We start from the raw sequence: 25104 nt of genomic DNA on the forward strand, positions 1-25104 counted from the left end.
CGCTCCCGGCGGCTTCGGCGCGGGTCCGACCGCGCCGACGCGGAGATGGTTGACTGGAAGACCGATGCCTGACAACCGCGAACGACTGCTGGAGTACCTCTCCCGCGCCGACGGCTGGGTGACCGCGCACGAGCTGGCCGACCGGCTCGGGGTCACCACCCGGAGCGTCCGCAGCTACGTGACGGCGGTGAAGGCCCAGGCGGCCCCGCTCGAGCCCGTGGAGTCGTCGGCCAACGGCTACCGGCTCGCGCGCGACGCGTACACGGCGTTCCTCGAGACCCGGCTGCTCCGCGACGACGAGCCGGACACCCCGCGCGACCGGCTGTACAGCATCGTCCGGCGCCTGGTCGACTCCGACGAGGGACTCGACGTCGCGGCGCTCGCGGACACGCTCTCCGTCAGCGAGTCGACGATCGACGCCGATCTGCGCCGGGTGAAGGCGCTGGCGGACGAGTCCGGGCTGGCCCTCGTGCGCCGCGGCCCTTCCGTTCGTCTCGAGGGCAGCGAGGAGGCCCGGCGCCGGCTGATCTCGCGGATGTTCCGCGACGAGAGCGCGCAGGGCGTCTTCACGCTCGACGACGTGCAGCGCGAGTTCGCCTCCCCCGGTCTCGGCGCGTTCAAGACCGAGCTGCTGGCCGAGCTCGAGACCCGCGGCTACTACATCAACGACTACGGCGTGAACAGCGTGCTGCTGCACATCGCGATCGCCGTCGACCGCGTGTCGCGGGGCATCGGTGACCCGTCGGGCTCGCGCCCCTCCCCCGCGGTGCACGGCGAGCTCGCCGCGCTGCTCGCCGAGCTCGTCGAGCGCCACTTCGCCACGCGGCTCACCGACGCCGAGCTCGCCCAGCTCGCGATCCTGATGACCACGCGGGTGGCGACGCCGGGTCAGAACGAGCCCGTCGCCGCCGTCGTCGAGAACTACCTCGATCCGGAGGACGTCGCCGTCGTCCGCGAGCTCGTCGCCGACGTCAACGAGGCCTATCTCGTCGACCTGGACGACGAGGGCTTCATCGTCCGCCTCGCGCTGCACGTGCGGAACCTCGTCGCGCGGGCGGCCGAGGGCGGCTACTCGCGGAACCCGCTCACCCGCTCGATCAAGACCAGCTTCCCGATGACCTACGAGATCGCGGTGTTCCTCGCGAGCGGACTGCAGCGGCTGCGCGGGATCACCGTCAACGAGGACGAGATCGCCTACATCGCCCTGCACGTCGGCTCCTTCCTCGAGCGGGTGTCCCGGCGCGAGGAGCGGCTCTCCTGCGTCATCGTCTGCCCGAACTACTACGACCTCGCGCACATGCTGCGGCTGCGAGTCGAGCGCTCGCTCGGCACCGAGGTGGAGGTCCGCTCGCTGATCACCCGGAGCGACGTCGACTGGGACCGCCTCACCGCGGACCTGGTGATCACCACGATCGACGAGCGGCCCGCGTCCGAGGAGGTCGTCGTGGTGCAGCCGTTCCTCACCGACCACGACGTGGACGCCGTGCGCCGCGCGATCGCCCGGGTGCGCCGGCACCGCCGCCGCGCGCGGATCAAGGACGAGCTGCTGCAGTTCTTCGACGAGTCGCTCTTCTTCCGGAACGTGCACGCGCGCGACGAGGCCGCGATGATCCGGCTGCTCGGCGAGCGGATGATCGCGGGCGACATCATCGACGAGGACTATGTCGACGGCGCGATCGAGCGCGAGCGGATGAGCTCCACCGCGTTCACCGACAACCTCGCCGTCCCGCACGCGATGGCGATGAGCGCGCGCCGGACCGCGATCGCCATCGTCGTCAACGACGTGCCGATGGCCTGGGGCGAGCAGCGGGTGAACGTGATCGCGATGATCGCCTTCGCCTCCGCCGGCCGCAGCAGCTTCCAGTCCGTCTTCGACCAGTTCGTCGAGGTCTTCGCCGACCGCGCCGAGGTGCAGCGCCTGATCCGCCGCTCCGCGGACTTCGGCGGCTTCATCGAGGAGCTGGTCAGGGTGATCGACAGCTAGCTGTCGGTCACCCTGACCAGCTCCTCCAAGGCGGCCAGCCGGGCGGTCCGGTGGACCGCCCTCACCGCGGAAGACTCGACAACGCGACGGCGACCCTCAATGGGTCGCATCACCGCGACCAAGTCCTCCCCTACGCGATCGGCGTCGGCACGATCCCGTACTGCGCGAGGCCGGCGGCGCCGCCGTCGGCGAGCGTCGTCACCCAGATGCCATCGCGGTGCACCGCGACCGAGTGCTCCCAGTGCGCCGACATGCTGCCGTCGATGGTGGCGACGGTCCACTCGTCCTCGCGGACGACCGTCTCGGCGCTGCCGGCCGTGACCATGGGCTCGATGGCGACGACGAGGCCGGGCTTCACCTCCGGGCCGCGCTGGCGGACCCGGTAGTTGAACACCGGCGGCGCCTCGTGCATCGTCCGGCCGATGCCGTGGCCGATGTAGTCGGTGAGGATGCCGTAGACGGCGCCGGAGGCCTCCGCCTCGTCCTCGATGTACTCCTCGATCGCCGCGCCCACCTCGTTGAGGTGCCGGGCGGACGCGAGAGCTGCGATGCCGCGCCAGAGCGAGCCCTCGGTGACGCGGGACAGGGCCTCGCGGCGCGCGACCTCGTCGGGGCGCTCGACGTCGGGCAGGACGATCGTCATGGCGGAGTCGCCGTTCCAGCCGTCGATCTCGGCGCCGCTGTCGATCGAGACGATGTCGCCGGGCTCGAGGACGCGGCCGCCGGGGATCCCGTGCACGACCTCCTCGTTCACCGAGGCGCAGATCGTGTGCCGGTAGCCGGGCACGAGCTGGAAGTTCGAGTGCCCGCCGAGCGCGACGATCGCAGCCTCGGCGATCGCGTCGAGCTCGAGCGTGCTGACGCCGGGTCGCACGGCGGCACGGACAGCGTCGAGAGACGCGGCGGTCGCCAGCCCGGGCGCGATCATCGATCGCAGCTGGGCCGGCGTCTTGTAGAGGGAGGAGCGCAGCGCCACGGGTCAGGCGGCCGGCGAGTCGCCGACGAGGCGACCGACGCGGTGGCCCTCGAGGGCGACGACGATGCGCTCGGTGACCTCGTCGACCGGGCCGAGGCCGTCGACGACGATGACGAGCCCGCGCGCGGCGTAGATGTCGATCAGCGGCGCGGTCTGCTCCTCGTAGAGGGCGAGACGGTGCCGGATGACCTCCTCGGTGTCGTCGCTGCGGCCCTGCTCCGCGGAGCGCTTGAGCAGACGCGCGACGACCTCGTCGGGGTCGGCGGTCAGCTGCACGACCGCGTCGAGCCGGTTGCCGTCGGCCGCGACGATGCGGTCGAGCTCGTCGACCTGCTCCGTGGTGCGCGGGTAGCCGTCGAGGAGGAAGCCCGTCGAGACGTCGGCCTCCTGCAGCCGGTCGTGCACGATCGCGTTCGTGAGCTCGTCGGGCACGTAGCGGCCGGCGTCGAGGTAGGACTTGGCCTGCAGGCCGAGCTCGGTCTCGTTGGCGACGTTGGCGCGGAAGATGTCTCCGGTCGAGATCGCGGGGACCTTCAGGACCTCGCTGAGCCGAGCGGCCTGAGTCCCCTTGCCGGCGCCCGGAGGGCCGATCAGCAGCAGACGGAAGCCGACCGGGGTCGAGGTCATCGGAGGAGCCCTTCGTAGTGGCGCTGCTGCAGCTGGGAGTCGATCTGCTTCACCGTCTCGAGTCCGACTCCGACGATGATCAGGATGGACGTGCCGCCGAACGGGAAGTTCTGGTTGGCGCCGACGAGCGCGAGCGCCACGAGGGGCACGAGCGCGATCAGACCGAGGTAGACCGAGCCGGGCAGCGTCACCCGGGTCAGCACGTAGTTCAGGTACTCGGCGGTCGGACGGCCGGCGCGGATGCCGGGGATGAAGCCGCCGTAGCGCTTCATGTTGTCGGCGACCTCGTCGGGGTTGAAGGTGATCGCGACGTAGAAGTAGGTGAAGCCGACGATCAGCAGGAAGTACAGCGCCATGTAGAGCGGGTGATCGCCCTTGGTGAGGTAGTTCGTGATCCAGGTCACCCAGAACGGCGCCTCCTGGCCGGCCGCCGGCTGGTTGAACTGCGCGATGAGCGCGGGCAGGTACAGCAGCGACGAGGCGAAGATGACGGGCACGACGCCGGCCATGTTGACCTTGATCGGGATGTACGTGTTGTTCCCGCCGTACGTCCTGCGCCCGACCATCCGCTTGGCGTACTGCACGGGGATCCGCCGCTGCGACTGCTCGACGAAGACGACCGCGACGACGAGCACGAGCCCGACCGCGAGGACGAGGAGGAAGGTCTCGAAGCCGCGCGACTGCGCGATCGACCAGAGCGAGGTGGGGAACTGGGCGGCGATCGAGGTGAAGATCAGGAGCGACATGCCGTTGCCGATGCCGCGCTCGGTGATGAGCTCGCCCATCCACATGATGATGCCGGTGCCCGCGGTCATGGTGATGACCATGAGCAGGATGGAGTACCACTCGTCGGTGATGATGAGCGCCGAGCACTCCGGGACGCCGGAGTTGCCGAACAGCGCGCCCGAGCGGGCGACGGTGATGAGGGTGGTCGACTGCAGGACGCCCAGCGCGATCGTGAGATAGCGGGTGTACTGCGTCAGACGGCCCTGGCCCGACTGGCCCTCCTTGTAGAGGGTCTCGAAGTGCGGGATGACCACGCGCAGCAGCTGCACGATGATCGACGCCGTGATGTACGGCATGATGCCGAGCGCGAAGATCGACAGCTGGAGCAGGGCTCCACCGCTGAAGAGGTTCACGAGCTCGTAGAGACCCGAGGTGCCCTGGTTGCCGGCGAGGCAGGCCTGGACGGCCTCGAAGTCGACGAACGGAGCGGGGATGAAGGATCCCAGCCGGAAGATCGCCACGATCGCGAGGGTGAAGCCGATCTTGCGGCGGAGGTCGGGGGTGCGGAAGATCCGCGCTACGGCGCCAAACATCTACCTAGGGTCTCCTGCTCAGTTCTTGGTGCGGGATACAGGTCGAGCTTGCCACGCGCTCTCCAGGGGCGAGGTGCCCGTGGGGAGTCGTCGTGGCAAGCCCGACCGACAAGCTGCTGGTGCTACTTGATGGATCCGCCCGCGGCGACGATCTTCTGCTCGGCAGAGCTGGAGACCTTGTCGACCGCGACGTTCAGCGTAACCGCAATGTCCCCGTCGCCGAGAACCTTGACCTTCTCGTTCTTGCGGACGGCACCCTTCGCGACCAGGTCGCTGATGGTGACGTCGCCGCCCTGAGGGTAGAGCTCCGCGAGAGCGGACAGGTTCACGACCTGGTACTCGACGCGGAACGGGTTCTTGAAGCCGCGGAGCTTCGGGGTGCGCATGTGCAGCGGCATCTGCCCACCCTCGAAGCCGACGCGCACCTGGTAGCGGGCCTTGGTGCCCTTGGTGCCGCGACCGGCGGTCTTTCCCTTGGATCCCTCACCGCGGCCGACGCGAGTCTTCGCCTTCTTGGCGCCCACTGCGGGTCGGAGGTGGTGGACCTTGAGCACGTGCTCCTTGGTCGAGGCCTGCGCGGGAGTCGTGGACTCCGCGACGGCCTGGTTCTTCTCAGCCATTAGTCAATCTCCTCGACCTTCACCAGGTGGGCGACGGTCTTCACGTATCCGCGGTTCTGAGAGTTGTCCTCGCGGACGACGCTCTGACCGATCTTCCTGAGGCCGAGCGAGCGCAGCGTGTCGCGCTGGTACTGCTTCTCGCTGACCTTCGACTTGATCTGGGTCACCTTGAGCTGGGCCATCAGGCACCTGCCTTCGACTTGGACGCGGCGGCGAGGGCGTCGGCCTCGGCACGGACGAGCCGGGGCGGCGCGACCTGGTCGAAGTCGAGCCCGCGACGAGCGGCGACGGCGCGCGGCTCCTCGAGCTGCTGCAGGGCCGTCACCGTCGCGTGGACGATGTTGATGGTGTTCGACGAGCCCAGCGACTTGCTCAGGACGTCGTGGATGCCGGCGCACTCGAGCACGGCGCGGACGGGACCGCCGGCGATGACACCGGTACCCGACGACGCGGGGCGCAGGAGCACGACACCGGCAGCGGCCTCACCCTGGACGGGGTGCGGGATGGTCGAGCCGACGCGCGGGACGCGGAAGAAGTTCTTCTTCGCCTCCTCGACGCCCTTGGAGATGGCGGTGGGGACCTCGCGGGCCTTGCCGTAGCCAACTCCGACGAGTCCGTTGCCGTCGCCGACGACGACGAGCGCGGTGAAGCTGAAGCGACGACCGCCCTTGACGACCTTCGACACGCGGTTGATGGTCACGACGCGCTCGAGGAACTGGCTCTTCTCGGAGTCGCGGCCACCGCGGTCGCGGCCACCCTGGTTGCGGTCACGGCCGCCACGACGGGGCTCGCGAGCCTCCTGCTGGGGCTGCGTGGACGCAGCGGTCTCGACGGGGGCCTCCGACACGGCGGCGACCTCGGGTTCCTTGCTCTCTGCGGCGGTCACAGGTTGAGCCCTGCCTCTCGTGCTCCATCGGCGATCGCGGCGACGCGACCGGCGTACTTGTTGCCTCCGCGGTCGAAGACGACCGCCTCGACTCCTGCGGTCTTCGCGCGCTCGGCGAGAAGCTCGCCGACCCGGCGGGCCTTGGCGGTCTTGTCACCGTCGAACACGCGGAGGTCGGCCTCGAGGGTCGACGCGGACGCGAGGGTGCGGCCCAGCGAGTCGTCGACGATCTGCACGAAGACGTGACGGGCCGATCGGTTGACGACGAGACGGGGGCGCTCGGCGGAGCCGACGACCTTCTTGCGCAGACGGTCGTGACGACGACCGCGCGCAGCGGACTTGCTCTTTCCTCTGGTTCCGAGTCCCATGATCACTTACCGCTCTTTCCGGCCTTGCGGCGAACGACCTCGCCGGCGTAGCGCACGCCCTTGCCCTTGTAGGGCTCGGGCTTGCGGATCTTACGAATGTTGGCGGCCACTTCACCGACGGCCTGCTTGGAGATGCCGTGCACGGTGACCTTGTTGTTGCCCTCGACCGTGAACGAGATGCCCGCGGGAGGGGTGACGACGACCGGGTGCGAGAAGCCGAGGGCGAACTCGATGTCCGAGCCCTTCACCAGCACGCGGTAACCGGTTCCGACGACCTCGAGGCCCTTGGAGTAGCCCTGCGTGACACCGATGATGTCGTTCGCGATGAGCGTCCGGGTGAGGCCGTGGAGAGAGCGCGACTCGCGCTCGTCGTCGGGGCGGGAGACGAGGACCTGGCCGCCTTCGACGGCGACCTGGATGGGGCTGGCGACCGGGACGGTCAGCTCGCCCTTGGGGCCCTTGACGGTGACGACGGATCCGGCGACGGAGACGTCGACGCCCGCCGGGATCTCAATGGGGAGTCTTCCGATTCGCGACATGGGGTTACCACACGTAGGCGAGGATCTCCCCACCCACGCCCTTCTTCTCGGCCTGACGATCGGTCAGCAGACCGCTCGACGTGGACAGGATGGCGACGCCGAGGCCACCGAGGACGGTGGGGATCTCGGTCGACTTCGCGTAGACGCGCAGGCCGGGCTTCGAGACGCGCTTGATGCCGGCGATGGAGCGCTCGCGGTTCGGTCCGTACTTGAGGGAGATGGACAGCGTCGTGCCGACGCGCGCCTCCTCGACCTTCCAGTCGGAGATGTAGCCCTCGCGCTTGAGGATCTCGGCGATGTTCGCCTTGAGCTTCGAGCCGGGGAGGGCGATGGAGTCGTGGTGCGCGGAGTTCGCGTTGCGGATTCTGGTCAGCAGATCTGCGACCGGATCAGTCATGGTCATGGCTGATGGTGCCTTTCTCGCCTGGTTTCGGCACCCTTTACAAGAGTGACGACCTGTGGTGTGGGACGGCGCCGACGACGTCGACGCCCATGCGGCCGCGCGAGCGCAGGCCAACGAGCCATGGTACACGGCTGAGGGCCGGCGGTCGAGGGCCGACGGCCGATCCTCCCGGGAGAGGACCGGAGCTCTGAGAGTGCTTCCGCGCCGCGGGGCGGGCGGGTGCACAGCGAGGCCGGAGGGCGGGTGATCCGCCCTCCGGCCTCGGGGGTCGTGCTACGCGTTGTCCGCCGACTTGAACGGGAAGCCGAGCTGCTTGAGCAGCGCGCGACCCTCGTCGTCGGTCTTCGCGGTGGTGACCACGGTCACGTCGAAGCCGCGGACGCGGTCGATGCGGTCCTGGTCGATCTCGTGGAAGATCGACTGCTCCGTGATGCCGAAGGTGTAGTTGCCGTTGCCGTCGAACTGGCGGTCCGACAGACCGCGGAAGTCGCGGATGCGCGGCAGCGCCACCGAGAGCAGGCGGTCCAGGAACTCCCACGCGCGGTCACCGCGGAGGGTGACGTGCGCGCCGATGGCCTGGCCCTCGCGCAGCTTGAACTGCGCGATGGACTTGCGGGCCTTCGTGACCTGGGGCTTCTGGCCCGTGATCGCGGTGAGGTCCTTGATGGCGCCGTCGATGATCTTGCCGTCGCGGGCAGCCTCGCCGACTCCGGTGTTCACGACCACCTTGACCAGGCCGGGGACCTGGTGGATGTTCGAGAAGCCGAACTGCTCCTTGAGAGCGGGGATGATGTCGGCCTGGTACTTGGCCTTGAGCCGCGGCTGAACCTTCGCAGCCACTGCGGTGGTGTCAGTCATTACAGTTCCTCACCCGACGCCTTCGCGTAGCGAACGCGAACCGTCTTGGTCACGCCGTCCTTGGTGACGGCCACGTTGCGGTGGCCGACCCGGGTCGGCTTCTTGGTCTTCGGGTCGACGACCGCGACGTTCGAGATGTGGAGGGGGGCCTCGATGGTCTCGATGCCGCCCTCCTTCGAGCCGCGCTGCGACTGGCCGACGCGGTTGTGCTTCTTGACGAAGTTCACACCCTCGACGACGACGCGGTTCTTCTCGACCAGGACCTCGAGAACCTTGCCCTGCTTGCCGCGGTCTCCGCCGCGGGCCTGGGTCGCGCCCGAGATGACCTGCACGAGGTCACCCTTCTTGATCTTGGCCATGACTAGATAACCTCCGGTGCCAGCGAGACGATCTTCATGAACTTCTTGTCGCGGAGCTCGCGACCGACCGGTCCGAAGATGCGGGTGCCGCGGGGGTCCCCGTCGTTCTTCAGGATCACGGCGGCGTTCTCGTCGAACTTGATGTACGAGCCGTCGGGACGACGGGTCTGCTTGATGGTGCGGACGATGACGGCCTTGACCACATCGCCCTTCTTGACGTTTCCGCCGGGGATCGCGTCCTTGACGGTCGCGACGATGACGTCACCGAGGCCGGCGTAGCGGCGGCCGGAGCCACCGAGCACGCGGATGGTGAGGAGCATCTTGGCGCCGGTGTTGTCGGCGACCTTGACTCGGGATTCTTGCTGAAGCATGTGTCTCTCCTGCTAACTCAAGCGGGCCGTGGCCTACTTGGCCTTCTCGAGGATCTCGACCAGGCGCCAGCGCTTGGTGGCGCTGAGGGGACGGGTCTCGCTGATGACGACGGAGTCGCCGATGCCGGCGGAGTTCAGCTCGTCGTGGACCTTGACCTTGGACGTGCGGCGGATGACCTTGCCGTACAGCGGGTGCTTCACCCGGTCCTCGACCTCGACGACGATGGTCTTGTCCATCTTGTCGCTGGTCACGTAGCCGCGACGGGTCTTGCGGTAACCGCGAGCGCCCGCCTCCTTGATGTCGTGGGCGGCCGACTCGTGGCCGGCGCTGTCAGTGACGGTTGCCATTACTTGGCCTCCTCGTTCGACTCGGTCGCCGCGACCTCGGCCTTGGCGGCCTTCTTGGTCTTCGGCTTCTTCTCCGCCTTGGCCGGAGCCTCGACGGGGGCGGGGGTGGCGCGGATGCCCAGCTCGCGCTCACGGATGACCGTGTAGATGCGGGCGATGTCGCGCTTGACGGCACGCAGGCGGCCGTTGGTGTCCAGCTGGCCGGTGGCCGACTGGAAGCGGAGGTTGAACAGCTCCTCCTTGGCCTTCTTCAGCTCCGAGACGAGACGCTCGTCCTCGAAGGTGTCGAGCTCGGTGGGAACGAGCTCCTTGGATCCGATCGCCATTATGCGTCTCCCTCCTCGCGCTTGATGATGCGTGCCTTGAGGGGCAGCTTGTGGATGGCACGGGTCATGGCCTCACGAGCGAGCTGCTCGTCGACGCCGGCGACCTCGAAGAGGACGCGACCCGGCTTGACGTTCGCGACCCACCACTCCGGCGAGCCCTTTCCGGAACCCATGCGGGTCTCGGCGGGCTTCTTGGTCAGCGGGCGGTCGGGGTAGATGTTGATCCACACCTTTCCACCGCGCTTGATGTGGCGCGTCATGGCGATACGAGCGGACTCGATCTGACGGTTGGTCACGTAGGCCGGGGTGAGGGCCTGGATGCCGTACTCACCGAAAGACACCTTGGTGCCACCGGTGGCCTGGCCGGAACGGCCGGGGTGGTGCTGCTTGCGGTGCTTGACTCGACGCGGAATCAACATGGTTATGCCTCAACTCCTGCTGCGACGGGCGCCTCGCTCTGCTGGCGGGGGGCGCGACGCGGACGGTCGCTGCGCTCGGGGCGCGACGACTTGCTGTTCGCCTGCTCCCGAGCGAGCTCCTTGTTGGTGATGTCGCCCTTGTAGATCCAGACCTTCACGCCGATGCGGCCGAAGGTGGTCTTCGCCTCGTAGAAGCCGTAGTCGATGTTCGCGCGGAGGGTGTGCAGCGGCACGCGTCCCTCGCGGTAGAACTCCGAGCGGCTCATCTCGGCGCCGCCGAGGCGGCCGGAGACCTGGATGCGGACGCCCTTGGCGCCGGCGCGCTGCGCGCCCTGCAGCCCCTTGCGCATCGCGCGGCGGAAGGCCACGCGGGCGGAGAGCTGCTCGGCGATGCCCTGCGCGACCAGCTGAGCCTCGGCCTCGGGGTTCTTCACCTCGAGGATGTTCAGCTGGATCTGCTTGGCGGTGAGCTTCTCGAGGTCGGCGCGGATGCGCTCGGCCTCGGCGCCGCGGCGACCGATCACGATGCCCGGGCGGGCGGTGTGGATGTCGACGCGGACGCGGTCGCGGGTGCGCTCGATCTCGATGCGGGCGACGCCCGCGCGGTCGAGCTGCGTGGCGAGGAGCCGGCGGATCTTGACGTCCTCAGCGAGGAAGTCGCTGTACCGCTGGCCCTTCTTGGTGCTGTCGGAGAACCAGCGCGACACGTGGTCGGTGGTGATTCCCAGACGGAAACCGTAGGGGTTTACTTTCTGACCCATTACTTGGTCCCCTCCTCAGGAGTGGCCAGCACGACGGTGATGTGGCTGGTGCGCTTGTTGATGCGGAAGGCACGACCCTGAGCACGGGGCTGGAATCGCTTGAGGGTGGTTCCCTCATCGACGAAGGCGCGGGACACGAACAGGTCCTGGTCGTCGAGGTACTCGTTCGAGGCATCGGCCTTGACGCGAGCGTTGGCCATCGCCGAGGCGACGAGCTTGTAGACGGGCTCGGACGCACCCTGCGGGGCGAACTTGAGGATGGCCAGGGCCTCCTCCGCCTGCTTCCCGCGGATCAGGTTCACGACACGGCGAGCCTTCTGGGGGGTGACGCGGATGTGTCGCACGCGTGCGATCGACTCCACCATTTCTCTCCTCCTTCTCGTCGCCGCGTCAGCGGCGACGGCCCTTCTTGTCGTCCTTCTCGTGACCGCGGAAGGTCCGAGTGGGGGCGAACTCGCCGAGCTTGTGGCCGACCATGGTCTCGGTCACGAACACGGGGATGTGCTTGCGTCCGTCGTGGACCGCGATGGTGTGTCCCAGCATCGCCGGGATGATCATCGAACGGCGCGACCAGGTCTTGATGACGTTCTTGTTGCCGGCTTCGTTGGCCGTGAACACCTTGCGGAGCAGGTGGTCGTCAACGAAGGGGCCCTTCTTGAGACTGCGAGGCATCTTCTACAACTCCTACTTGCGCTTCTTACCGGCGGTGCGGCGGCGAACGATGAGCTTGTCGCTCTCCTTGTTGGGGCGACGGGTGCGTCCCTCGGACTGACCCCAGGGGCTGACCGGGTGGCGACCACCGGAGGTCTTGCCCTCTCCACCACCGTGGGGGTGGTCGACCGGGTTCATCGCGACACCGCGGACGGTCGGGCGGACGCCCTTCCAGCGCATGCGGCCGGCCTTTCCCCAGTTGATGTTCGACTGCTCGGCGTTGCCGACCTCGCCGATCGTGGCGCGGCAGCGCGCGTCGACGTTGCGGATCTCGCCCGACGGCAGGCGGAGCTGCGCGTAGGGGCCGTCCTTGGCGACGAGGCGGACCGAGGTGCCGGCCGAGCGGGCGAGCTTGGCGCCGCCGCCCGGCTTGATCTCGATGGCGTGGATGACCGTACCGGTCGGGATGTTGCGCAGCGGCAGGTTGTTGCCGGGCTTGATGTCGGCACCCGAGCCCGACTCCACGACGTCGCCCTGCGAGAGCTTGTTCGGAGCCAGGATGTAGCGCTTGGTGCCGTCCACGAAGTGGAGCAGCGCGATGCGCGCGGTGCGGTTGGGGTCGTACTCGATGTGAGCGACCTTGGCGTTGATGCCGTCCTTGTCGTTCCGACGGAAGTCGATCAGACGGTACTGGCGCTTGTGGCCACCACCGATGTGACGCGTCGTGATGCGACCGGAGTTGTTGCGGCCACCGGTCTTGGACAGCGGGCGAAGGAGCGACTTCTCGGGCGTCGATCGGGTGATCTCGGCGAAGTCGGCAACGCTGGAGCCGCGGCGACCGGGGGTCGTGGGCTTGTACTTACGAATAGCCATTGTCTGTTTCCTCTACGCTTCTTCGGCTCAGCCGACGCTCGTGAAGATGTCGATGGAGCCGGACTTCAGCGTGACGATCGCGCGCTTGGTGTCCTTGCGCTTGCCGGTTCCGAACTTCGTGCGGCGGGTCTTGCCCTGACGGTTCAGCGTGTTGATGGACGCGACCTGGACACCGAAGATCTTCTCGATGGCGAGCTTGATCTCGGTCTTGTTGGAGCGCGGGTCGACGACGAAGGTGTACTTGCCCTCGTCGATCAGGCCGTAGGACTTCTCCGAGACCACCGGCGAGATGATGACGTCGCGGGGGTCCTTGTTGAACGCGGCGGACTGGCTCATGCGTTCACCTCTTCCTTCTTGGCGCCGGACTTCGAGGCGACGAACGCGTCGAGTGCGGCCTTCGTGAAGACGATGTCGTCGGAGACGAGCACGTCGTACGCGTTGAGCTGGTCGGACGGCAGGATGTGCACGAACGGCACGTTGCGGAGCGAGAGCTCGGCGATGAAGTCGTCGCGCTCGAGGACCACGAGGACGTTGCGCGACACCGAGAGGGCATCGAGCAGGACGAGGACGTCCTTCGTCTTCGGGGTCTCGCCGAGGGCGAGGGACTCGACCACGTGCACGCGCGAGCCGCGGGCGCGGTCCGAGAGAGCACCGAGCAGGGCTGCGGCGATCATCTTCTTGGGGGTGCGCTGCGCGTAGCTGCGGGGGGTCGGTCCGTGGACCACGCCACCACCGGTCATGTGCGGGGCGCGGATCGAGCCCTGACGAGCGCGACCGGTTCCCTTCTGCTTGAACGGCTTGCGGCCGGCTCCCGAGACCTCGCCACGGTTCTTCGTGGAGTGGGTGCCCTGGCGCGCCGCGGCGAGCTGCGCCACGACGACCTGGTGGATCAGGGGGATGTTGGTCTGGACGTCGAAGAGCTCGGCGGGGAGCTCGAACGCGCCCGACTTGTTGCCCTGGACGTCGATGATGTCGACAGAGGTAGCCATGGAACTACGCTCCCTTCACGGCGTTGCGAACGAACACGAGGCGACCGCGCGCGCCGGGGACGGCGCCCTTGACGAGCAGCAGACCCTTCTCGGCGTCGACGGAGTGCACCTTGAGGTTGAGCACGGTGACGCGCTCGCCACCCATGCGACCGGCCATGCGCATGCCCTTGAAGACACGGCTGGGGGTCGAGGAGGCGCCGATGGAGCCGGGCTTGCGGTGGTTGCGGTGCGAACCGTGCGAAGCCGAGACGCCCTTGAAGTTGTGACGCTTCATGACACCGGCGAAGCCCTTGCCCTTGGAGGTGCCGACGACGTCGACCTTGGTGCCGGCTTCGAAGACGGCGTCCACGGTCAGCTCCTGGCCGGCCGAGTAGTCGGCGGCGTCGGAGGTGCGGACCTCGGTGAGGTGGCGGCGGGGGGTGACGCCCGCGGCGTCGAAGTGACCGGCGGCGGGCTTGTTCACCTTGCGCGGGTCGATCGCACCGGCGGCGAGCTGGACGGCGGTGTAGCCGTCCTTCTCCTCCGTGCGGACCTGGGTCACGACGTTGGGGCTGATCTCGATGACCGTGACGGGGACGAGCTTGTTGTTCTCGTCCCAGACCTGGGTCATGCCGAGCTTCGTGCCGAGGAGGCCCTTGCTGGTCTTCAGCGTGGGGGAAACAGTGACAGACATGGTGGCACTCCTCCTTAGAGCTTGATCTCGATGTTGACGTCGGCCGGGAGGTCGAGGCGCATCAGCGAGTCGACGGCCTTGGGCGTCGGGTCGATGATGTCGATGAGGCGCTTGTGGGTGCGCATCTCGAAGTGCTCGCGGCTGTCCTTGTACTTGTGGGGAGAACGGATCACGCAGACCACGTTCTTCTCGGTCGGAAGCGGCACGGGGCCGACGACCGTTGCACCGGCACGGGTCACCGTGTCGACGATCTTGCGCGCCGACGTGTCGATGACCTCGTGGTCGTACGACTTCAGTCGGATGCGGATCTTCTGTCCCGCCATGTGTGATCTCTCACTCTCTTGTTATTGCGTCGTACGCCACTCCCCCGGCCGGAGCCGGGCTCGTGTCGCATAGGACGCGCTCGCGAAGGAACATCCGGAGAACCGGAGGAAGTGCACCAGTGTTCTTCTGTCAAAAGCACCGCGCTCGAGGCGCTCTGAGAGCCGTGCAGAACGCACGACGCACGGAGAGCCCGTTGAGTTGTCGGTTGTTGTCGTTCTGCTACCCGCCGCCTCGACGTCGCACTCGCGGGGCCGCCCTCTCGGGTCGAGCCGCTGGGGCGCCGTCTCGGCACTGCCTGGCAGTGTTCCACCCCCTCGCAGCACGCTGCGCGGGCGGAAATTTTGAACTAGAAGAGTCTCTCACGGATCCTGCACCCGTGCAACCCGGGCGTGTCGCGGCGCGGAGGTCCGTGGCCGCAGGCGTCCGCCCGCGGAATCCCGGGCCTCAGAGGGCCCGGGCCGCGCGGGCCGGTCACTCGAAGAGCAGAGCGCGCAGCGTCGTCTCGGCGGAGCCGGGGCGGGACGGATCGATCGTCTCGCCCGCCCGGAAGTGATCGAGCACCCGGGGGTCGACGTAGCTCGCGCGAGCCACGGTCGGCGTGTTCCCGAGCACTTCGGACGCGTCCTTCATCGCCTGCGAGATCGCCCTCGTGCGCAGCCGCTGGGTGGGCTGCGGTCCCGCCTTCGCGAGACTCAGCGCGGCGGCGACGGTGCCGTGCAGGGTGCGGAAGTCCTTCGCCGTGAAGTCGTCGCCGGCGCGCTCGCGCACGTAGTCGTTGACGTCGGCCGCGGAGACCGGGCGCCAGACGCGGCCGTCCTTCCAGGCCAGGAGCCGGGCGTTCGGGCCGCGGCGCTTCAGCGCCCGGACCACGCGGGCCAGGTCGTGATCGAGGATCTCGCTCGTCCAGGCCTGGTGGCTCTTGCCCGGGAAGGCGAGTGCGACGCGGTCGCCGTGCGTCGTCGCGTGCGAGCAGAGCAGCGTCGTGAGGCCGATGCTGCCGTGCTCCTTCGCGTACTGCTCGCTGCCGACCCGCAGCGAGCCGGTGTCGAGCATCCGGAAGCCGGTCGCCAGCGCGCGCTCGCGGGTGGGCCCTTCGTCGCGCAGGGCGATCGTCACCCGGCGTCGGGCGCCGGGGAGGGCCTCCGCGAGCCGGAGCGCCCGGTCGAACTTGATCCGGTCCTTCTGCTCGCGCCAGGTCGGATGGTAGATGTACTGCCGGCGGCCGGCGCCGTCGACGCCCGTGGCCTGGATGTGCCCGTTGGGGTACGGCGCGATCCAGACGTCCTGCCAGGCCGGCGGGATGCCGAGGTGCTCGAAGCGCTCGCGCAGCTCGGGGTCCGTGACCGTCGCACCCTTGGGGTCGCGGTAGCTGAAGCCGGAGCCGGAGCGGACCCGGCTGTAGCCGCGGCCGCTCGAGTCGGTCCGGCGGAGTCGTTGGGTGAGCGAATCGGCCATCGACCCGACGATAGGGCGGGGGCGCCGGCGCCGGCACCGGGTTGACGGGCGCCCCCTGGGCCCTGCGCTACTCGTTGCCGAGGCGCTTGTCGGCCTGCCGCTTGAGGTCCTCGATGCGGTCGTCGTACTTGCCCTTGGTGAGGCGGCTGGCGATGTCGCCGGTCTTCTCGAGGACCTGGTCCGAGACGCCCTCCGCCTTCTCGCTGCGGAGCGTGTCCTGGACCTTCTTGCTGTTGAAGAGCTCGCCGGCCTGTCGTCCGAGCTTGCCGAGATCCACCATGGTTCCTCCTTGATCCGTGCGGGCAGGGGCCGCGCGAGCATCAGTGTGGCGACACCGCCTGGACGAACGGTGCGGGACGCGCCGGGAGCTCAGAGCGCGATCACGCGCGCCGCGGCCTCGGCCAGTGCCCGCCCGTAGGAGGGGCCGTGCCCGGCGGCGTGCACCGCGAGCGGGTGGAGCTGGTGCAGCGGCACCCGGTCGGCGGCCCCCGCGCGCAGCGGATGCACCTCCTCGTAGCCGGCGAGGACGTCGTCCAGGTGCGGCAGCCCGAACAGCGCGAGCATGCCGAGGTCGGTCTCGCGGTGACCGCCGTGCGCGGCCGGGTCGATCAGCACGGCGCCCTCCGCCGACCACAGGACGTTGCCGTTCCAGAGGTCGCCGTGCAGGCGGGCCGGGATGTCGTCGTCGTCGAAGGCCCCGGCCGCGACCAGCTCGAGGGCGCTCTCGACCGTGCGGGCCTCGGCGGAGGAGAGGTTCCCCGCCGCCACGGCCGGACGCAGGAACGGCCGGACCCGCTGCTCCGCGTAGAACCGCCCCCAGGACTGCTCCGGTGAGCAGGGCATGGCGCGACGTCCGATGAACGCGGGACCGGTCCAGCCGGTCGGCGGCGCACCGAAGGCGTCGGCGCCCGAGTCGTGGCTGCGGGCGAGCGCCCCGCCGAACCGCCGCGCCGCCTCCCGCGACGCACGTGCGGGTGGGATCTCCTCGAGCTCGATGCGGCCGGGCCCGACCTGCAGCACCTCGGCGCAGCGCGCTCCCCCGGCCCCCTCTGCCTCGGCCAGCCAGCGCAGTCCCGCCGCCTCCCACTCGAAGAACTGCGCGGGGGCGGACGGGTTCGTCTTCACGAAGGGCATGCCTCCCACGCTAGTCAGCCTCCGCCGAGCGACTCGCGACCGGGGCCGACCTACGGCGGGAACGACGAGAGGGGCCGCCCGCCGAAGCGGACGACCCCTCTCGAGAGATCAGTAGGAGAACCTACTTGACGATCTTGGTGACCGTTCCGGCACCCACGGTGCGACCACCCTCACGGATGGCGAAGCCGAGGCCCTCCTCCATGGCGATCGGCTGGATCAGCGCGACCGTCATGTCGGTGGTGTCGCCGGGCATGACCATCTCGGTGCCCTCGGGCAGCGTGATGACGCCGGTGACGTCGGTGGTGCGGAAGTAGAACTGCGGGCGGTAGTTCCCGTAGAACGGGTTGTGACGCCCACCCTCGTCCTTGGACAGGATGTACGCGGTGCCCTCGAAGTCGGTGTGCGGCGTGACCGAACCCGGCTTGACGACGACCTGGCCGCGCTCGACGTCCTCGCGCTTGGTGCCGCGGAGGAGCAGACCGCAGTTCTCGCCGGCCCAGGCCTCGTCGAGCTGCTTGTGGAACATCTCGATGCCGGTGACCGTGGTCTTCTGCGTCGGGCGGATGCCGACGATCTCGACCTCGGAGTTCAGCGAGAGGGTGCCGCGCTCGGCGCGACCGGTGACGACGGTTCCACGACCGGTGATCGTGAAGACGTCCTCGATCGGCATGAGGAACGGCTTGTCCTTGTCGCGGACCGGGTCCGGGACGGAGGCGTCGACGGCGTCCATGAGGTCGAGGATGGACTGGGTCCAGGTCTCGTCGCCCTCGAGCGCCTTGAGGCCCGAGACGCGCACCACGGGGGCGTCGTCGCCGGGGAAGCCCTGCGAGGACAGCAGCTCGCGGACCTCGAGCTCGACGAGCTCGAGGATCTCCTCGTCGTCCACCATGTCGGCCTTGTTCAGGGCGACGAGGAGGTACGGCACGCCGACCTGCTTGGCGAGGAGGACGTGCTCACGGGTCTGAGCCATGGGGCCGTCGGTGGCGGCGACCACGAGGATCGCGCCGTCCATCTGAGCCGCGCCGGTGATCATGTTCTTGATGTAGTCGGCGTGACCGGGGGCGTCGACGTGCGCGTAGTGGCGCTTCGGCGTCTCGTACTCGACGTGCGAGATGTTGATCGTGATGCCGCGCTGGCGCTCCTCGGGAGCGGAGTCGATCGACGCGAAGTCACGCTGGACGTTGGTCGCGGACGGGTACTTGTCCGCCAGAACCTTCGAGATCGCCGCGGTGAGGGTGGTCTTTCCGTGGTCGACGTGACCGATGGTTCCGATGTTGACGTGCGGCTTGGTCCGCTCGAACTTGGCCTTAGCCACTGTGGGTCCTCCTCAGGACTTAGGTGCAAGCATCCGCATCCGACGCCGCACGGGGCGGCACGAGGACAGGAGGACTTGCGGGGGTTTTGTGTAGGTATGTTACCGGCAGTGGTCGCGCGGGCCATCCGATGAGGATCCGAGGCGCGCAGAACGCGGCAGCAAACCCGCACGACACTACCAGGCCCGCCGCGGTTCCGCAGAACCGCGGCGGGGGTGGGACGAGTGCTACTCGCCCTTGTTCTTCTGGACGATCTCCTCGGCCACGGCCTTGGGGACCTCGGCGTAGGTCTCGAACGTCATCGAGTAGACCGCGCGGCCCGAGGTCTTCGAGCGCAGGTCGCCGATGTAGCCGAACATCTCGGACAGCGGGACGTTGGCCTTGATGACCTTGACGCCCGCGGCGTCCTCCATCGACTGGATCATCCCGCGACGCGAGTTGAGGTCGCCGATGACGTCGCCCATGTACTCCTCGGGCGTGCGGACCTCGACGGCCATCAGCGGCTCGAGGAGGACCGGCTGCGCCTTGCGCGAGGCCTCCTTGAACGCGATGGAGCCGGCGATCTTGAACGCCATCTCCGAGGAGTCGACGTCGTGCGCCGCGCCGTCGGTCAGGGTCGCCTTGATGCCCACCATGGGGTAGCCGGCGAGGACGCCGACCAGCATGGCGTCGCGGATGCCCGCGTCGACCGAGGGGATGTACTCACGGGGGACGCGACCACCGGTGACGCCGTTGACGAACTCGTAGGTCTTGTCGGCCTCGACCTCCATCGGCTCGATGGAGATCTGGACCTTCGCGAACTGGCCCGAGCCACCCGTCTGCTTCTTGTGGGTGTAGTCGTACTTCTCGACCGTGCGGCGGATCGTCTCGCGGTAGGCCACCTGCGGCTTGCCGACGTTGGCCTCGACGTTGAACTCGCGCTTCATGCGGTCCACCAGGATGTCGAGGTGCAGCTCGCCCATTCCCTTGATGACCGTCTGACCGGTCTCCTGGTTCTGCTCGGTGCGGAAGGTGGGGTCCTCCTCCGCGAGCTTCTGGATCGCGGTGCCGAGCTTCTCCTGGTCGGCCTTCGTCTTGGGCTCGATGGCGACCTCGATGACCGGCTCCGGGAAGGTCATCGACTCGAGCACGACCTGCGCGGTCGGGTCGCTCAGGGTGTCACCGGTGGTGGTGTCCTTGAGGCCGATGACGGCGTAGATGTGGCCGGCGGTGACCGAGTCGACCGGGTTCTCCTTGTTGGAGTGCATCTGGAAGATCTTGCCGATGCGCTCCTTCTTGCCCTTGGTCGAGTTGATGACCTGGGCGCCGGAGTCGAGCTTGCCCGAGTAGACGCGGACGTAGGTGAGGCGACCGAAGAACGGGTGCACCGCGACCTTGAACGCGAGCGCCGAGAAGGGCTCGGTCGAGTCCGCGTGGCGCATGATGACCTTGTCCTCGTCGCGGACGTCGTGCGCCTCGATGGCGGGGACGTCGAGCGGGGAGGGGAGGTAGTCGACGACCGCGTCGAGCATCGGCTGGACGCCGCGGTTCTTGAACGCGGAGCCGCAGAGCACGGGGTAGATGTCCGAGTTGACGGTCAGCTTGCGGATGGCGCCCTTGATCTCGGCGACCGTGAGCTCCTCACCGCCGAAGTACTTCTCGAGCAGCTCGTCGGAGGTCTCCGCGACGGTCTCGAGCAGCTTCTCGCGGTACTCGGCGGCCTTGTCGGCCAGGTCCGCGGGGATCTCCTCGATCTCGTACTTCGCGCCCAGCGCGACGTCACCCTTCGAGTCGCCGCGCCACGTGAGCGCGCGCATCTCGACGAGGTCGACGACACCCTCGAAGCTGGACTCCGCGCCGATGGGCAGCTGGATGACCAGCGGCTTGGCGCCGAGGCGGTTGATGATCGTGTCGACGGTGAAGTAGAAGTCGGCGCCGAGCTTGTCCATCTTGTTGACGAAGCAGATGCGCGGGACGTCGTACTTGTCGGCCTGACGCCAGACGGTCTCGGACTGGGGCTCGACGCCCTCCTTGCCGTCGAAGACGGCGACGGCGCCGTCGAGGACGCGCAGCGAGCGCTCGACCTCGACCGTGAAGTCGACGTGACCGGGGGTGTCGATGATGTTGATCTGGTTCTTGTTCCAGAAGCACGTCGTCGCGGCGGACGTGATCGTGATGCCGCGCTCCTGCTCCTGCGCCATCCAGTCCATCGTGGCGGCGCCGTCGTGGACCTCACCGATCTTGTGCGTGATACCCGTGTAGAACAGGATGCGCTCGGTGGTGGTGGTCTTGCCGGCATCGATGTGGGCCATGATGCCGATGTTGCGGACCTTGTTCAGGTCGGTGAGCACATCTTGTGCCACGGAGTTCCTCCGATAGGTGATGGAGCCAGCGCAACGGGTTCATGGCCGATCGGCTGGGATCGTGATGGTGGCGGTCGCCCGTCCACGCCGGATCCGAGGATCCGCCGCCGGGTCCGGGACCGCGGCGCGCGCACTGAGGCGCGCGCCGCGGGACCGGGGGTCGCGCTCGCCAGGGGCGGGCGCGGGGTGCGCTACCAGCGGTAGTGCGCGAAGGCCTTGTTCGACTCGGCCATCTTGTGGGTGTCCTCGCGACGCTTGACAGCGGCGCCCAGACCGTTCGACGCGTCGAGGATCTCGTTCATGAGACGCTCGGTCATCGTCTTCTCGCGACGGGCCTTCGCGTAGCTGGTGAGCCAGCGGAGGGCGAGGGTGTTGGCGCGGTGCGGCTTGACCTCGACGGGGACCTGGTAGGTCGAGCCGCCGACGCGGCGGCTGCGGACCTCGAGGGTCGGACGGACGTTGTCGAGCGCCTTCTTGAGCGTGACGACGGCGTCCTGGCCGTTCTTGGTCGAGACCCCCTCGAGCGCGCCGTAGACGATGCGCTCGGCGAGGCCCTTCTTGCCGTCCAGGAGGATCTTGTTCACGAGCTGGCTGACGACCGGGGCGCCGTAGACGGGGTCTGCGACGACGGGGCGCTTAGGAGCGGGTCCCTTACGAGGCATTACTTCTTCTCCATCTTCGCGCCGTACCGGCTGCGAGCCTGCTTGCGGTTCTTGACGGCCTGGGTGTCCAGGGCGCCGCGAACGATCTTGTAGCGGACACCGGGGAGGTCCTTCACACGACCGCCGCGGACGAGCACCATCGAGTGCTCCTGGAGGTTGTGGCCCTCACCGGGGATGTAGGCCGTGACCTCGGTGCCGTTGGAGAGCTTCACGCGGGCCACCTTGCGGAGGGCCGAGTTCGGCTTCTTGGGCGTGGTCGTGTAGACGCGCGTGCAGACGCCGCGCTGCTGGGGGTTGGCCTTCAGGGCGGGCGCCTTGGTCTTGGTGACCTTCGGCGTGCGTCCCTTTCGGACCAACTGCTGAATCGTTGGCACTGATTTGCTCCTTGAATGCTGCACGGTGACAGCGGATCGATGGTCGACATTCGGCCTGCCCGTCTCCGGGACGGCCGAGTTCATCTGGACCCGACTCCCTCTCGGCACCGACGAGCGGAACCGGGGAAGGGGAGGGGTATGCCGTGGGGGCCGCCCGATCGGACGAACCCGCGGGTCCTCGCGGACCCGGTGGAGCGAAGCGCGGCACTGTGCCGGCCCGGAGGCACGACACGAGCGCACGACAAAGCGCACACCCGAAGAATATTACGGGGAGTGACGGGGGCGGTCAACCGGACGGCGTTCGCCCTGGGAGAGAACGCCGCCCGGGAGCCTCACTCGCGCTCGTCGCCCTCCCAGCCCCAGTGCGGGGTCCCGCCGCCGGCGTCGCGGCGGGCGAGCATCGCGAGGAAGAGGATCTGCACCGCTCCGGCCAGCACGCCCGCGGCGATCGCGAACGGCGTCGCGGCGTGGTCGACGACGAAGCGGAGGATGGCGCCCGGCTCCCCCAGGCCCAGGCCGTAGATCGCGCCGCCGACCAGGAGGAAGAGCGCGTAGACGACGACCGCCGTCAGCAGCGAGGGGCCGACGAGACGGCTGACGCCGGGCCGGGCGGCGAGTGTGATCATCGAGACGAGGACGGCGAGGACGCAGACCGCCACCACGACCGGGCCGAGGATCGGGCCGGCGTCGCGCTCGGGGACGACGTCCTGGTCCAGCAGCAGGCTGAGCACGCCGAACGCGCAGACCACGAGGGCGAGGTAGAGGAAGGACGCGAACGCCGCGAGGGCGATGCCGTAGCCGAGCCCGGCGCCGCGGCCCTGCTCCCCCGGGCCGGCGGGCGTCACGACTGCGCGGCGGCGTCGCGCTCGGCGTTGCGGCGCTTCACTCCCCGCGCGCGGCCGGCGATGAGGCTCCCGCCCCAGACGCTGACCTCCCGGGCGAGCACGGCGGCCGCGGCGACGGCGAGGAGGGTCGCGGGGTCGCGGAGGAAGTCGACGACGGCGGTGCGGTCCTGCGGCACGGCGAAGCCGCCGACCGCGGACCAGGCGCCGACGAGGGCCGCCGCGCCGGCGAGCAGGGCGACGAAGAAGCCGCCGAGGACGTAGGCCCACCAGCCCGCGCGGTTGACGGCGAGGACGATCAGGGCGAGGCCGACGAAGAAGGCGGCCACCGGGAGGAGGAAGACGGCCGTGGGGCCCTGCGCGAGCGCGAGCGCCACGGGGTCGCCCTCGACGGCGTCGATCAGCACGCGGATCGCGGTGAGGGCGACGAGGTACAGGGCGGCGAAGACCGCGGTGGTGAGCAGGGCGATCGCTAGGCCGGCGAGGCGGTTGCCCTTCCGGCGGGCGGGCTCCGGCTCCGGCTCGACGGAGCCGAGCGGGGACGGCGACGCGGGCTGCGCCTCCTGCACGGCGGTGGCGCCGGTCGCGGGACGGCGCCCGCCCGGCTCCGGCTCGGGCCAGACGTACTCCCGGGTCGGCTCGGTCCCGTCGCCCGTCGTCGGCATCCGCGTGGTCTCGGCTTCGCTGTTCCCCGTCACTCCGACAGCTTAGGCACGGGTCCGCGCGGGACGAGCGACCGCCGCGCCCACCCCGGGACGGGGGACGCCGCTGCGCTACTCGAGCGGGTGCAGCAGGCGGTGCAGGAACTGCCGGGTGCGCGGCTCCTGCGGCTCGCGGAGGATCTGCGCGGGGGCGCCGCGCTCGACGACCACCCCGTCCGCCATGAAGACGACCTCGGAGGCGACCTGCCGGGCGAACTCCAGCTCGTGCGTGACGACGAGCATCGTCCAGCCCTCGCCCGCGAGCTCGCGCATCAGCGAGAGCACGTCGCCGACCAGCTCGGGGTCGAGCGCCGACGTCGGCTCGTCGAAGAGCAGCAGGTCGGGCCGGAGCGCGAGGGCCCGGACGATGCCGACCCGCTGCTGCTGGCCGCCGGAGAGCTCGAACGGGTAGGCGCCGCCACGACCGCCGAGACCGACGCGCTCGAGCAGCGCCTCCGCCTCCGGCACCACCTCGGACGCCGGGCGGCGCTGCACGCGCAGCGGGCCCTCGGTGACGTTCTGCAGGACGGTGAGGTGCGGGAAGAGGTTGAAGTGCTGGAAGACCATCGCCGAGCGGTCGCGCAGCGCGGTGAGGGCGCGCTTGCCGACCGGCCCGCCGAAGTCGAGCACCGAGCCGTCCGCGAGCTCGAGCAGGCCGCCGTCGGGGACCTCGAGGCTGTTCAGCGAGCGCAGCACCGTCGTCTTGCCCGAGCCGGACGGGCCGATCAGCGCGATCACCTCGCCGCGGCGGATCTCGAGGTCGATGCCGCGGAGGACCTCGACGCCGCTGAAGGACTTGCGCAGCCCCGTGGCGCGGAGGACGGGCCGGTCGCCGTCCGTGGGGCGGCCTGAGGTGCCGGAGGGGGCGTCAACGGGCGACATAGCGGTCCAATCGCTTCTCGAGGAGGCTCTGGCCGCTGGAGAGGACGAGGCAGATGAGCCAGTAGATGAGGGCGGCCTCGAGGTACAGCAGCATGAACTCGCTCGAGGCGGTGGCGATCTTCTGCGCCTGGCGGAAGAGCTCGGTCACCAGGATCAGCGAGGCGAGCGAGGTGTCCTTGACCAGCGAGATGAACGTGTTGGAGAGCGGCGGCACCGAGACGCGCGCGGCCTGCGGCAGGATGATCCGCCTCAGGGCGAGACCGCGGCCCATGCCGATGGTGTGCGCGGCCTCCCACTGTCCCTTGGGCACGCTGAGGATCGCGGCGCGGATGACCTCGGCTGCGTAGCCGCCGACGTTGAGCGCGAAGGCGATGATCGCGCTCGGCCACGGGTCGATCTTCACGCCCAGGCTGGGCAGGCCGTAGAAGATCACGAAGAGCTGCACCAGGAGCGGGGTGCCGCGGATCACGGAGATGTACGCGCGGGCGATCCAGGCCAGGACCTTCACCCGCGAGAGGCGCATCAGCGCGACGGCCAGCGCGAGGGCCAGGCCGAGCACGAAGCTCGACAGCGCGAGCGGGATCGTGCCGACGATGCCGCCCGACAGGATCGGCCAGAACGACCTGACGAAGAGTTCCATTGTCTTCTCCCGCCTGGGCGGGAGAAGACCGCGGTCGGCATTTCGAGGTGGATGCGTGGGTGGAGCGTGTCCGGTCCGCTTCCGA

The 25104-nt window shown here is 69.0% G+C and carries 35 protein-coding genes; 1 reads left to right on the forward strand and 34 read right to left on the reverse strand.

Features of this window, described 5'->3' with window-relative positions:
• Positions 1-64 precede the first annotated feature (64 nt).
• Positions 65-1984, forward strand: coding sequence for a BglG family transcription antiterminator (locus EDF35_RS02095; protein WP_133960594.1), 1920 nt, complete (start codon positions 65-67; stop codon positions 1982-1984).
• 130 nt (positions 1985-2114) lie between these two features.
• On the opposite strand, the gene map is transcribed toward EDF35_RS02095, so the two are convergent.
• The 34 genes from map to EDF35_RS02265 form a co-directional block, all read right to left on the reverse strand.
• A complete protein-coding gene (gene map, locus EDF35_RS02100; RefSeq protein WP_123733514.1) occupies positions 2115-2960 on the reverse strand; it encodes a type I methionyl aminopeptidase in 846 nt (281 codons plus the stop codon).
• Positions 2961-2963: 3 nt separating this feature from the next.
• Complete coding sequence (locus EDF35_RS02105; protein WP_123445057.1) at positions 2964-3587, reverse strand: adenylate kinase; 624 nt, start codon at positions 3585-3587, stop codon at positions 2964-2966.
• Positions 3584-4906: a preprotein translocase subunit SecY gene (gene secY, locus EDF35_RS02110; RefSeq protein WP_123445056.1), complete on the reverse strand. Its 1323-nt coding sequence runs from the start codon at positions 4904-4906 to the stop codon at positions 3584-3586. Before secY ends, EDF35_RS02105 begins: the two co-directional genes overlap by 4 nt.
• Positions 4907-5028: 122 nt before the next feature.
• On the reverse strand, positions 5029-5526 hold the full coding sequence (rplO, locus tag EDF35_RS02115; RefSeq protein WP_123445055.1) for a 50S ribosomal protein L15: 498 nt from the start codon (positions 5524-5526) through the stop codon (positions 5029-5031).
• Positions 5526-5708, reverse strand: coding sequence for a 50S ribosomal protein L30 (gene rpmD, locus EDF35_RS02120; RefSeq protein WP_173232138.1), 183 nt, complete (start codon positions 5706-5708; stop codon positions 5526-5528). Before rpmD ends, rplO begins: the two co-directional genes overlap by 1 nt.
• A complete protein-coding gene (gene rpsE, locus EDF35_RS02125) occupies positions 5708-6373 on the reverse strand; it encodes a 30S ribosomal protein S5 (protein ID WP_173287519.1) in 666 nt (221 codons plus the stop codon). The genes rpmD and rpsE overlap by 1 nt, the downstream gene beginning before the upstream one ends.
• A gap of 35 nt (positions 6374-6408) precedes the next feature.
• Positions 6409-6780, reverse strand: a complete 372-nt coding sequence (rplR, locus tag EDF35_RS02130; protein ID WP_123445053.1) for a 50S ribosomal protein L18 — start codon at positions 6778-6780, stop codon at positions 6409-6411.
• A gap of 2 nt (positions 6781-6782) precedes the next feature.
• A complete protein-coding gene (rplF, locus tag EDF35_RS02135) occupies positions 6783-7319 on the reverse strand; it encodes a 50S ribosomal protein L6 (protein WP_133960595.1) in 537 nt (178 codons plus the stop codon).
• A gap of 4 nt (positions 7320-7323) precedes the next feature.
• The gene (rpsH, locus tag EDF35_RS02140) at positions 7324-7722 is read right to left on the reverse strand and encodes a 30S ribosomal protein S8 (RefSeq protein ID WP_123445051.1); all 399 of its coding nucleotides are present in this window, start codon (positions 7720-7722) and stop codon (positions 7324-7326) included.
• Between the two features lie 273 nt (positions 7723-7995).
• A complete protein-coding gene (gene rplE, locus EDF35_RS02145) occupies positions 7996-8580 on the reverse strand; it encodes a 50S ribosomal protein L5 (protein ID WP_123445050.1) in 585 nt (194 codons plus the stop codon).
• The gene (rplX, locus tag EDF35_RS02150) at positions 8580-8939 is read right to left on the reverse strand and encodes a 50S ribosomal protein L24 (RefSeq protein WP_123445049.1); all 360 of its coding nucleotides are present in this window, start codon (positions 8937-8939) and stop codon (positions 8580-8582) included. The genes rplE and rplX overlap by 1 nt, the downstream gene beginning before the upstream one ends.
• Before the next feature lie 2 nt (positions 8940-8941).
• Positions 8942-9310, reverse strand: coding sequence for a 50S ribosomal protein L14 (rplN, locus tag EDF35_RS02155; RefSeq protein WP_123445048.1), 369 nt, complete (start codon positions 9308-9310; stop codon positions 8942-8944).
• A 33-nt stretch (positions 9311-9343) separates the two neighbouring features.
• On the reverse strand, positions 9344-9658 hold the full coding sequence (rpsQ, locus tag EDF35_RS02160; RefSeq protein WP_123445047.1) for a 30S ribosomal protein S17: 315 nt from the start codon (positions 9656-9658) through the stop codon (positions 9344-9346).
• Complete coding sequence (gene rpmC / locus EDF35_RS02165) at positions 9658-9984, reverse strand: 50S ribosomal protein L29 (RefSeq protein ID WP_123733513.1); 327 nt, start codon at positions 9982-9984, stop codon at positions 9658-9660. The genes rpsQ and rpmC overlap by 1 nt, the downstream gene beginning before the upstream one ends.
• A complete protein-coding gene (gene rplP, locus EDF35_RS02170) occupies positions 9984-10403 on the reverse strand; it encodes a 50S ribosomal protein L16 (protein ID WP_123445045.1) in 420 nt (139 codons plus the stop codon). Before rplP ends, rpmC begins: the two co-directional genes overlap by 1 nt.
• Before the next feature lie 2 nt (positions 10404-10405).
• A complete protein-coding gene (gene rpsC / locus EDF35_RS02175) occupies positions 10406-11164 on the reverse strand; it encodes a 30S ribosomal protein S3 (protein ID WP_056037327.1) in 759 nt (252 codons plus the stop codon).
• Positions 11164-11529 (reverse strand): 50S ribosomal protein L22, encoded by a 366-nt coding sequence (gene rplV / locus EDF35_RS02180; protein WP_123445044.1) that lies wholly within the window; start codon positions 11527-11529, stop codon positions 11164-11166. Before rplV ends, rpsC begins: the two co-directional genes overlap by 1 nt.
• Positions 11530-11554: 25 nt before the next feature.
• On the reverse strand, positions 11555-11836 hold the full coding sequence (rpsS, locus tag EDF35_RS02185) for a 30S ribosomal protein S19 (RefSeq protein WP_055787078.1): 282 nt from the start codon (positions 11834-11836) through the stop codon (positions 11555-11557).
• Positions 11837-11848: 12 nt separating this feature from the next.
• The gene (rplB, locus tag EDF35_RS02190; RefSeq protein WP_123445043.1) at positions 11849-12688 is read right to left on the reverse strand and encodes a 50S ribosomal protein L2; all 840 of its coding nucleotides are present in this window, start codon (positions 12686-12688) and stop codon (positions 11849-11851) included.
• A gap of 27 nt (positions 12689-12715) precedes the next feature.
• Entirely contained in the window at positions 12716-13024 is a 309-nt protein-coding gene (rplW, locus tag EDF35_RS02195) for a 50S ribosomal protein L23 (protein ID WP_123702106.1), read from the reverse strand.
• Positions 13021-13677 carry a 50S ribosomal protein L4 gene (rplD, locus tag EDF35_RS02200; RefSeq protein WP_123445041.1) on the reverse strand — a complete coding sequence of 219 codons (657 nt, stop codon included), beginning with the start codon at positions 13675-13677 and terminating at the stop codon, positions 13021-13023. The genes rplW and rplD overlap by 4 nt, the downstream gene beginning before the upstream one ends.
• Positions 13678-13681: 4 nt before the next feature.
• Entirely contained in the window at positions 13682-14350 is a 669-nt protein-coding gene (rplC, locus tag EDF35_RS02205; RefSeq protein ID WP_104224566.1) for a 50S ribosomal protein L3, read from the reverse strand.
• 14 nt (positions 14351-14364) lie between these two features.
• The gene (rpsJ, locus tag EDF35_RS02210) at positions 14365-14673 is read right to left on the reverse strand and encodes a 30S ribosomal protein S10 (RefSeq protein ID WP_005050520.1); all 309 of its coding nucleotides are present in this window, start codon (positions 14671-14673) and stop codon (positions 14365-14367) included.
• Between the two features lie 472 nt (positions 14674-15145).
• A complete protein-coding gene (locus tag EDF35_RS02215; protein ID WP_133960596.1) occupies positions 15146-16129 on the reverse strand; it encodes a DNA topoisomerase IB in 984 nt (327 codons plus the stop codon).
• A 67-nt stretch (positions 16130-16196) separates the two neighbouring features.
• Positions 16197-16409 (reverse strand): Rv0909 family putative TA system antitoxin, encoded by a 213-nt coding sequence (locus tag EDF35_RS02220; RefSeq protein WP_133960597.1) that lies wholly within the window; start codon positions 16407-16409, stop codon positions 16197-16199.
• An 89-nt stretch (positions 16410-16498) separates the two neighbouring features.
• The gene (locus EDF35_RS02225) at positions 16499-17263 is read right to left on the reverse strand and encodes a fructosamine kinase family protein (RefSeq protein WP_133960598.1); all 765 of its coding nucleotides are present in this window, start codon (positions 17261-17263) and stop codon (positions 16499-16501) included.
• Between the two features lie 121 nt (positions 17264-17384).
• Complete coding sequence (gene tuf / locus EDF35_RS02230) at positions 17385-18578, reverse strand: elongation factor Tu (protein ID WP_133960599.1); 1194 nt, start codon at positions 18576-18578, stop codon at positions 17385-17387.
• Positions 18579-18803: 225 nt separating this feature from the next.
• Complete coding sequence (gene fusA, locus EDF35_RS02235; protein WP_133960600.1) at positions 18804-20918, reverse strand: elongation factor G; 2115 nt, start codon at positions 20916-20918, stop codon at positions 18804-18806.
• 191 nt (positions 20919-21109) lie between these two features.
• Positions 21110-21580, reverse strand: a complete 471-nt coding sequence (rpsG, locus tag EDF35_RS02240; protein ID WP_056037355.1) for a 30S ribosomal protein S7 — start codon at positions 21578-21580, stop codon at positions 21110-21112.
• Positions 21580-21954, reverse strand: coding sequence for a 30S ribosomal protein S12 (gene rpsL / locus EDF35_RS02245; RefSeq protein WP_011186743.1), 375 nt, complete (start codon positions 21952-21954; stop codon positions 21580-21582). The genes rpsG and rpsL overlap by 1 nt, the downstream gene beginning before the upstream one ends.
• A gap of 332 nt (positions 21955-22286) precedes the next feature.
• Positions 22287-22799 (reverse strand): DUF6121 family protein, encoded by a 513-nt coding sequence (locus tag EDF35_RS02250; protein ID WP_123735025.1) that lies wholly within the window; start codon positions 22797-22799, stop codon positions 22287-22289.
• Positions 22796-23494, reverse strand: a complete 699-nt coding sequence (locus EDF35_RS02255; protein ID WP_133960601.1) for a hypothetical protein — start codon at positions 23492-23494, stop codon at positions 22796-22798. Before EDF35_RS02255 ends, EDF35_RS02250 begins: the two co-directional genes overlap by 4 nt.
• 75 nt (positions 23495-23569) lie before the next feature.
• Positions 23570-24379, reverse strand: coding sequence for an amino acid ABC transporter ATP-binding protein (locus EDF35_RS02260; RefSeq protein WP_133960602.1), 810 nt, complete (start codon positions 24377-24379; stop codon positions 23570-23572).
• Positions 24366-25019, reverse strand: a complete 654-nt coding sequence (locus EDF35_RS02265) for an amino acid ABC transporter permease (RefSeq protein ID WP_123702092.1) — start codon at positions 25017-25019, stop codon at positions 24366-24368. The genes EDF35_RS02260 and EDF35_RS02265 overlap by 14 nt, the downstream gene beginning before the upstream one ends.
• Between the last annotated feature and the right edge of the window lie 85 nt (positions 25020-25104).

Source organism: Rathayibacter sp. PhB151 (genome assembly GCF_004366415.1).
In the GTDB taxonomy this organism is placed as follows: domain Bacteria; phylum Actinomycetota; class Actinomycetes; order Actinomycetales; family Microbacteriaceae; genus Rathayibacter; species Rathayibacter festucae.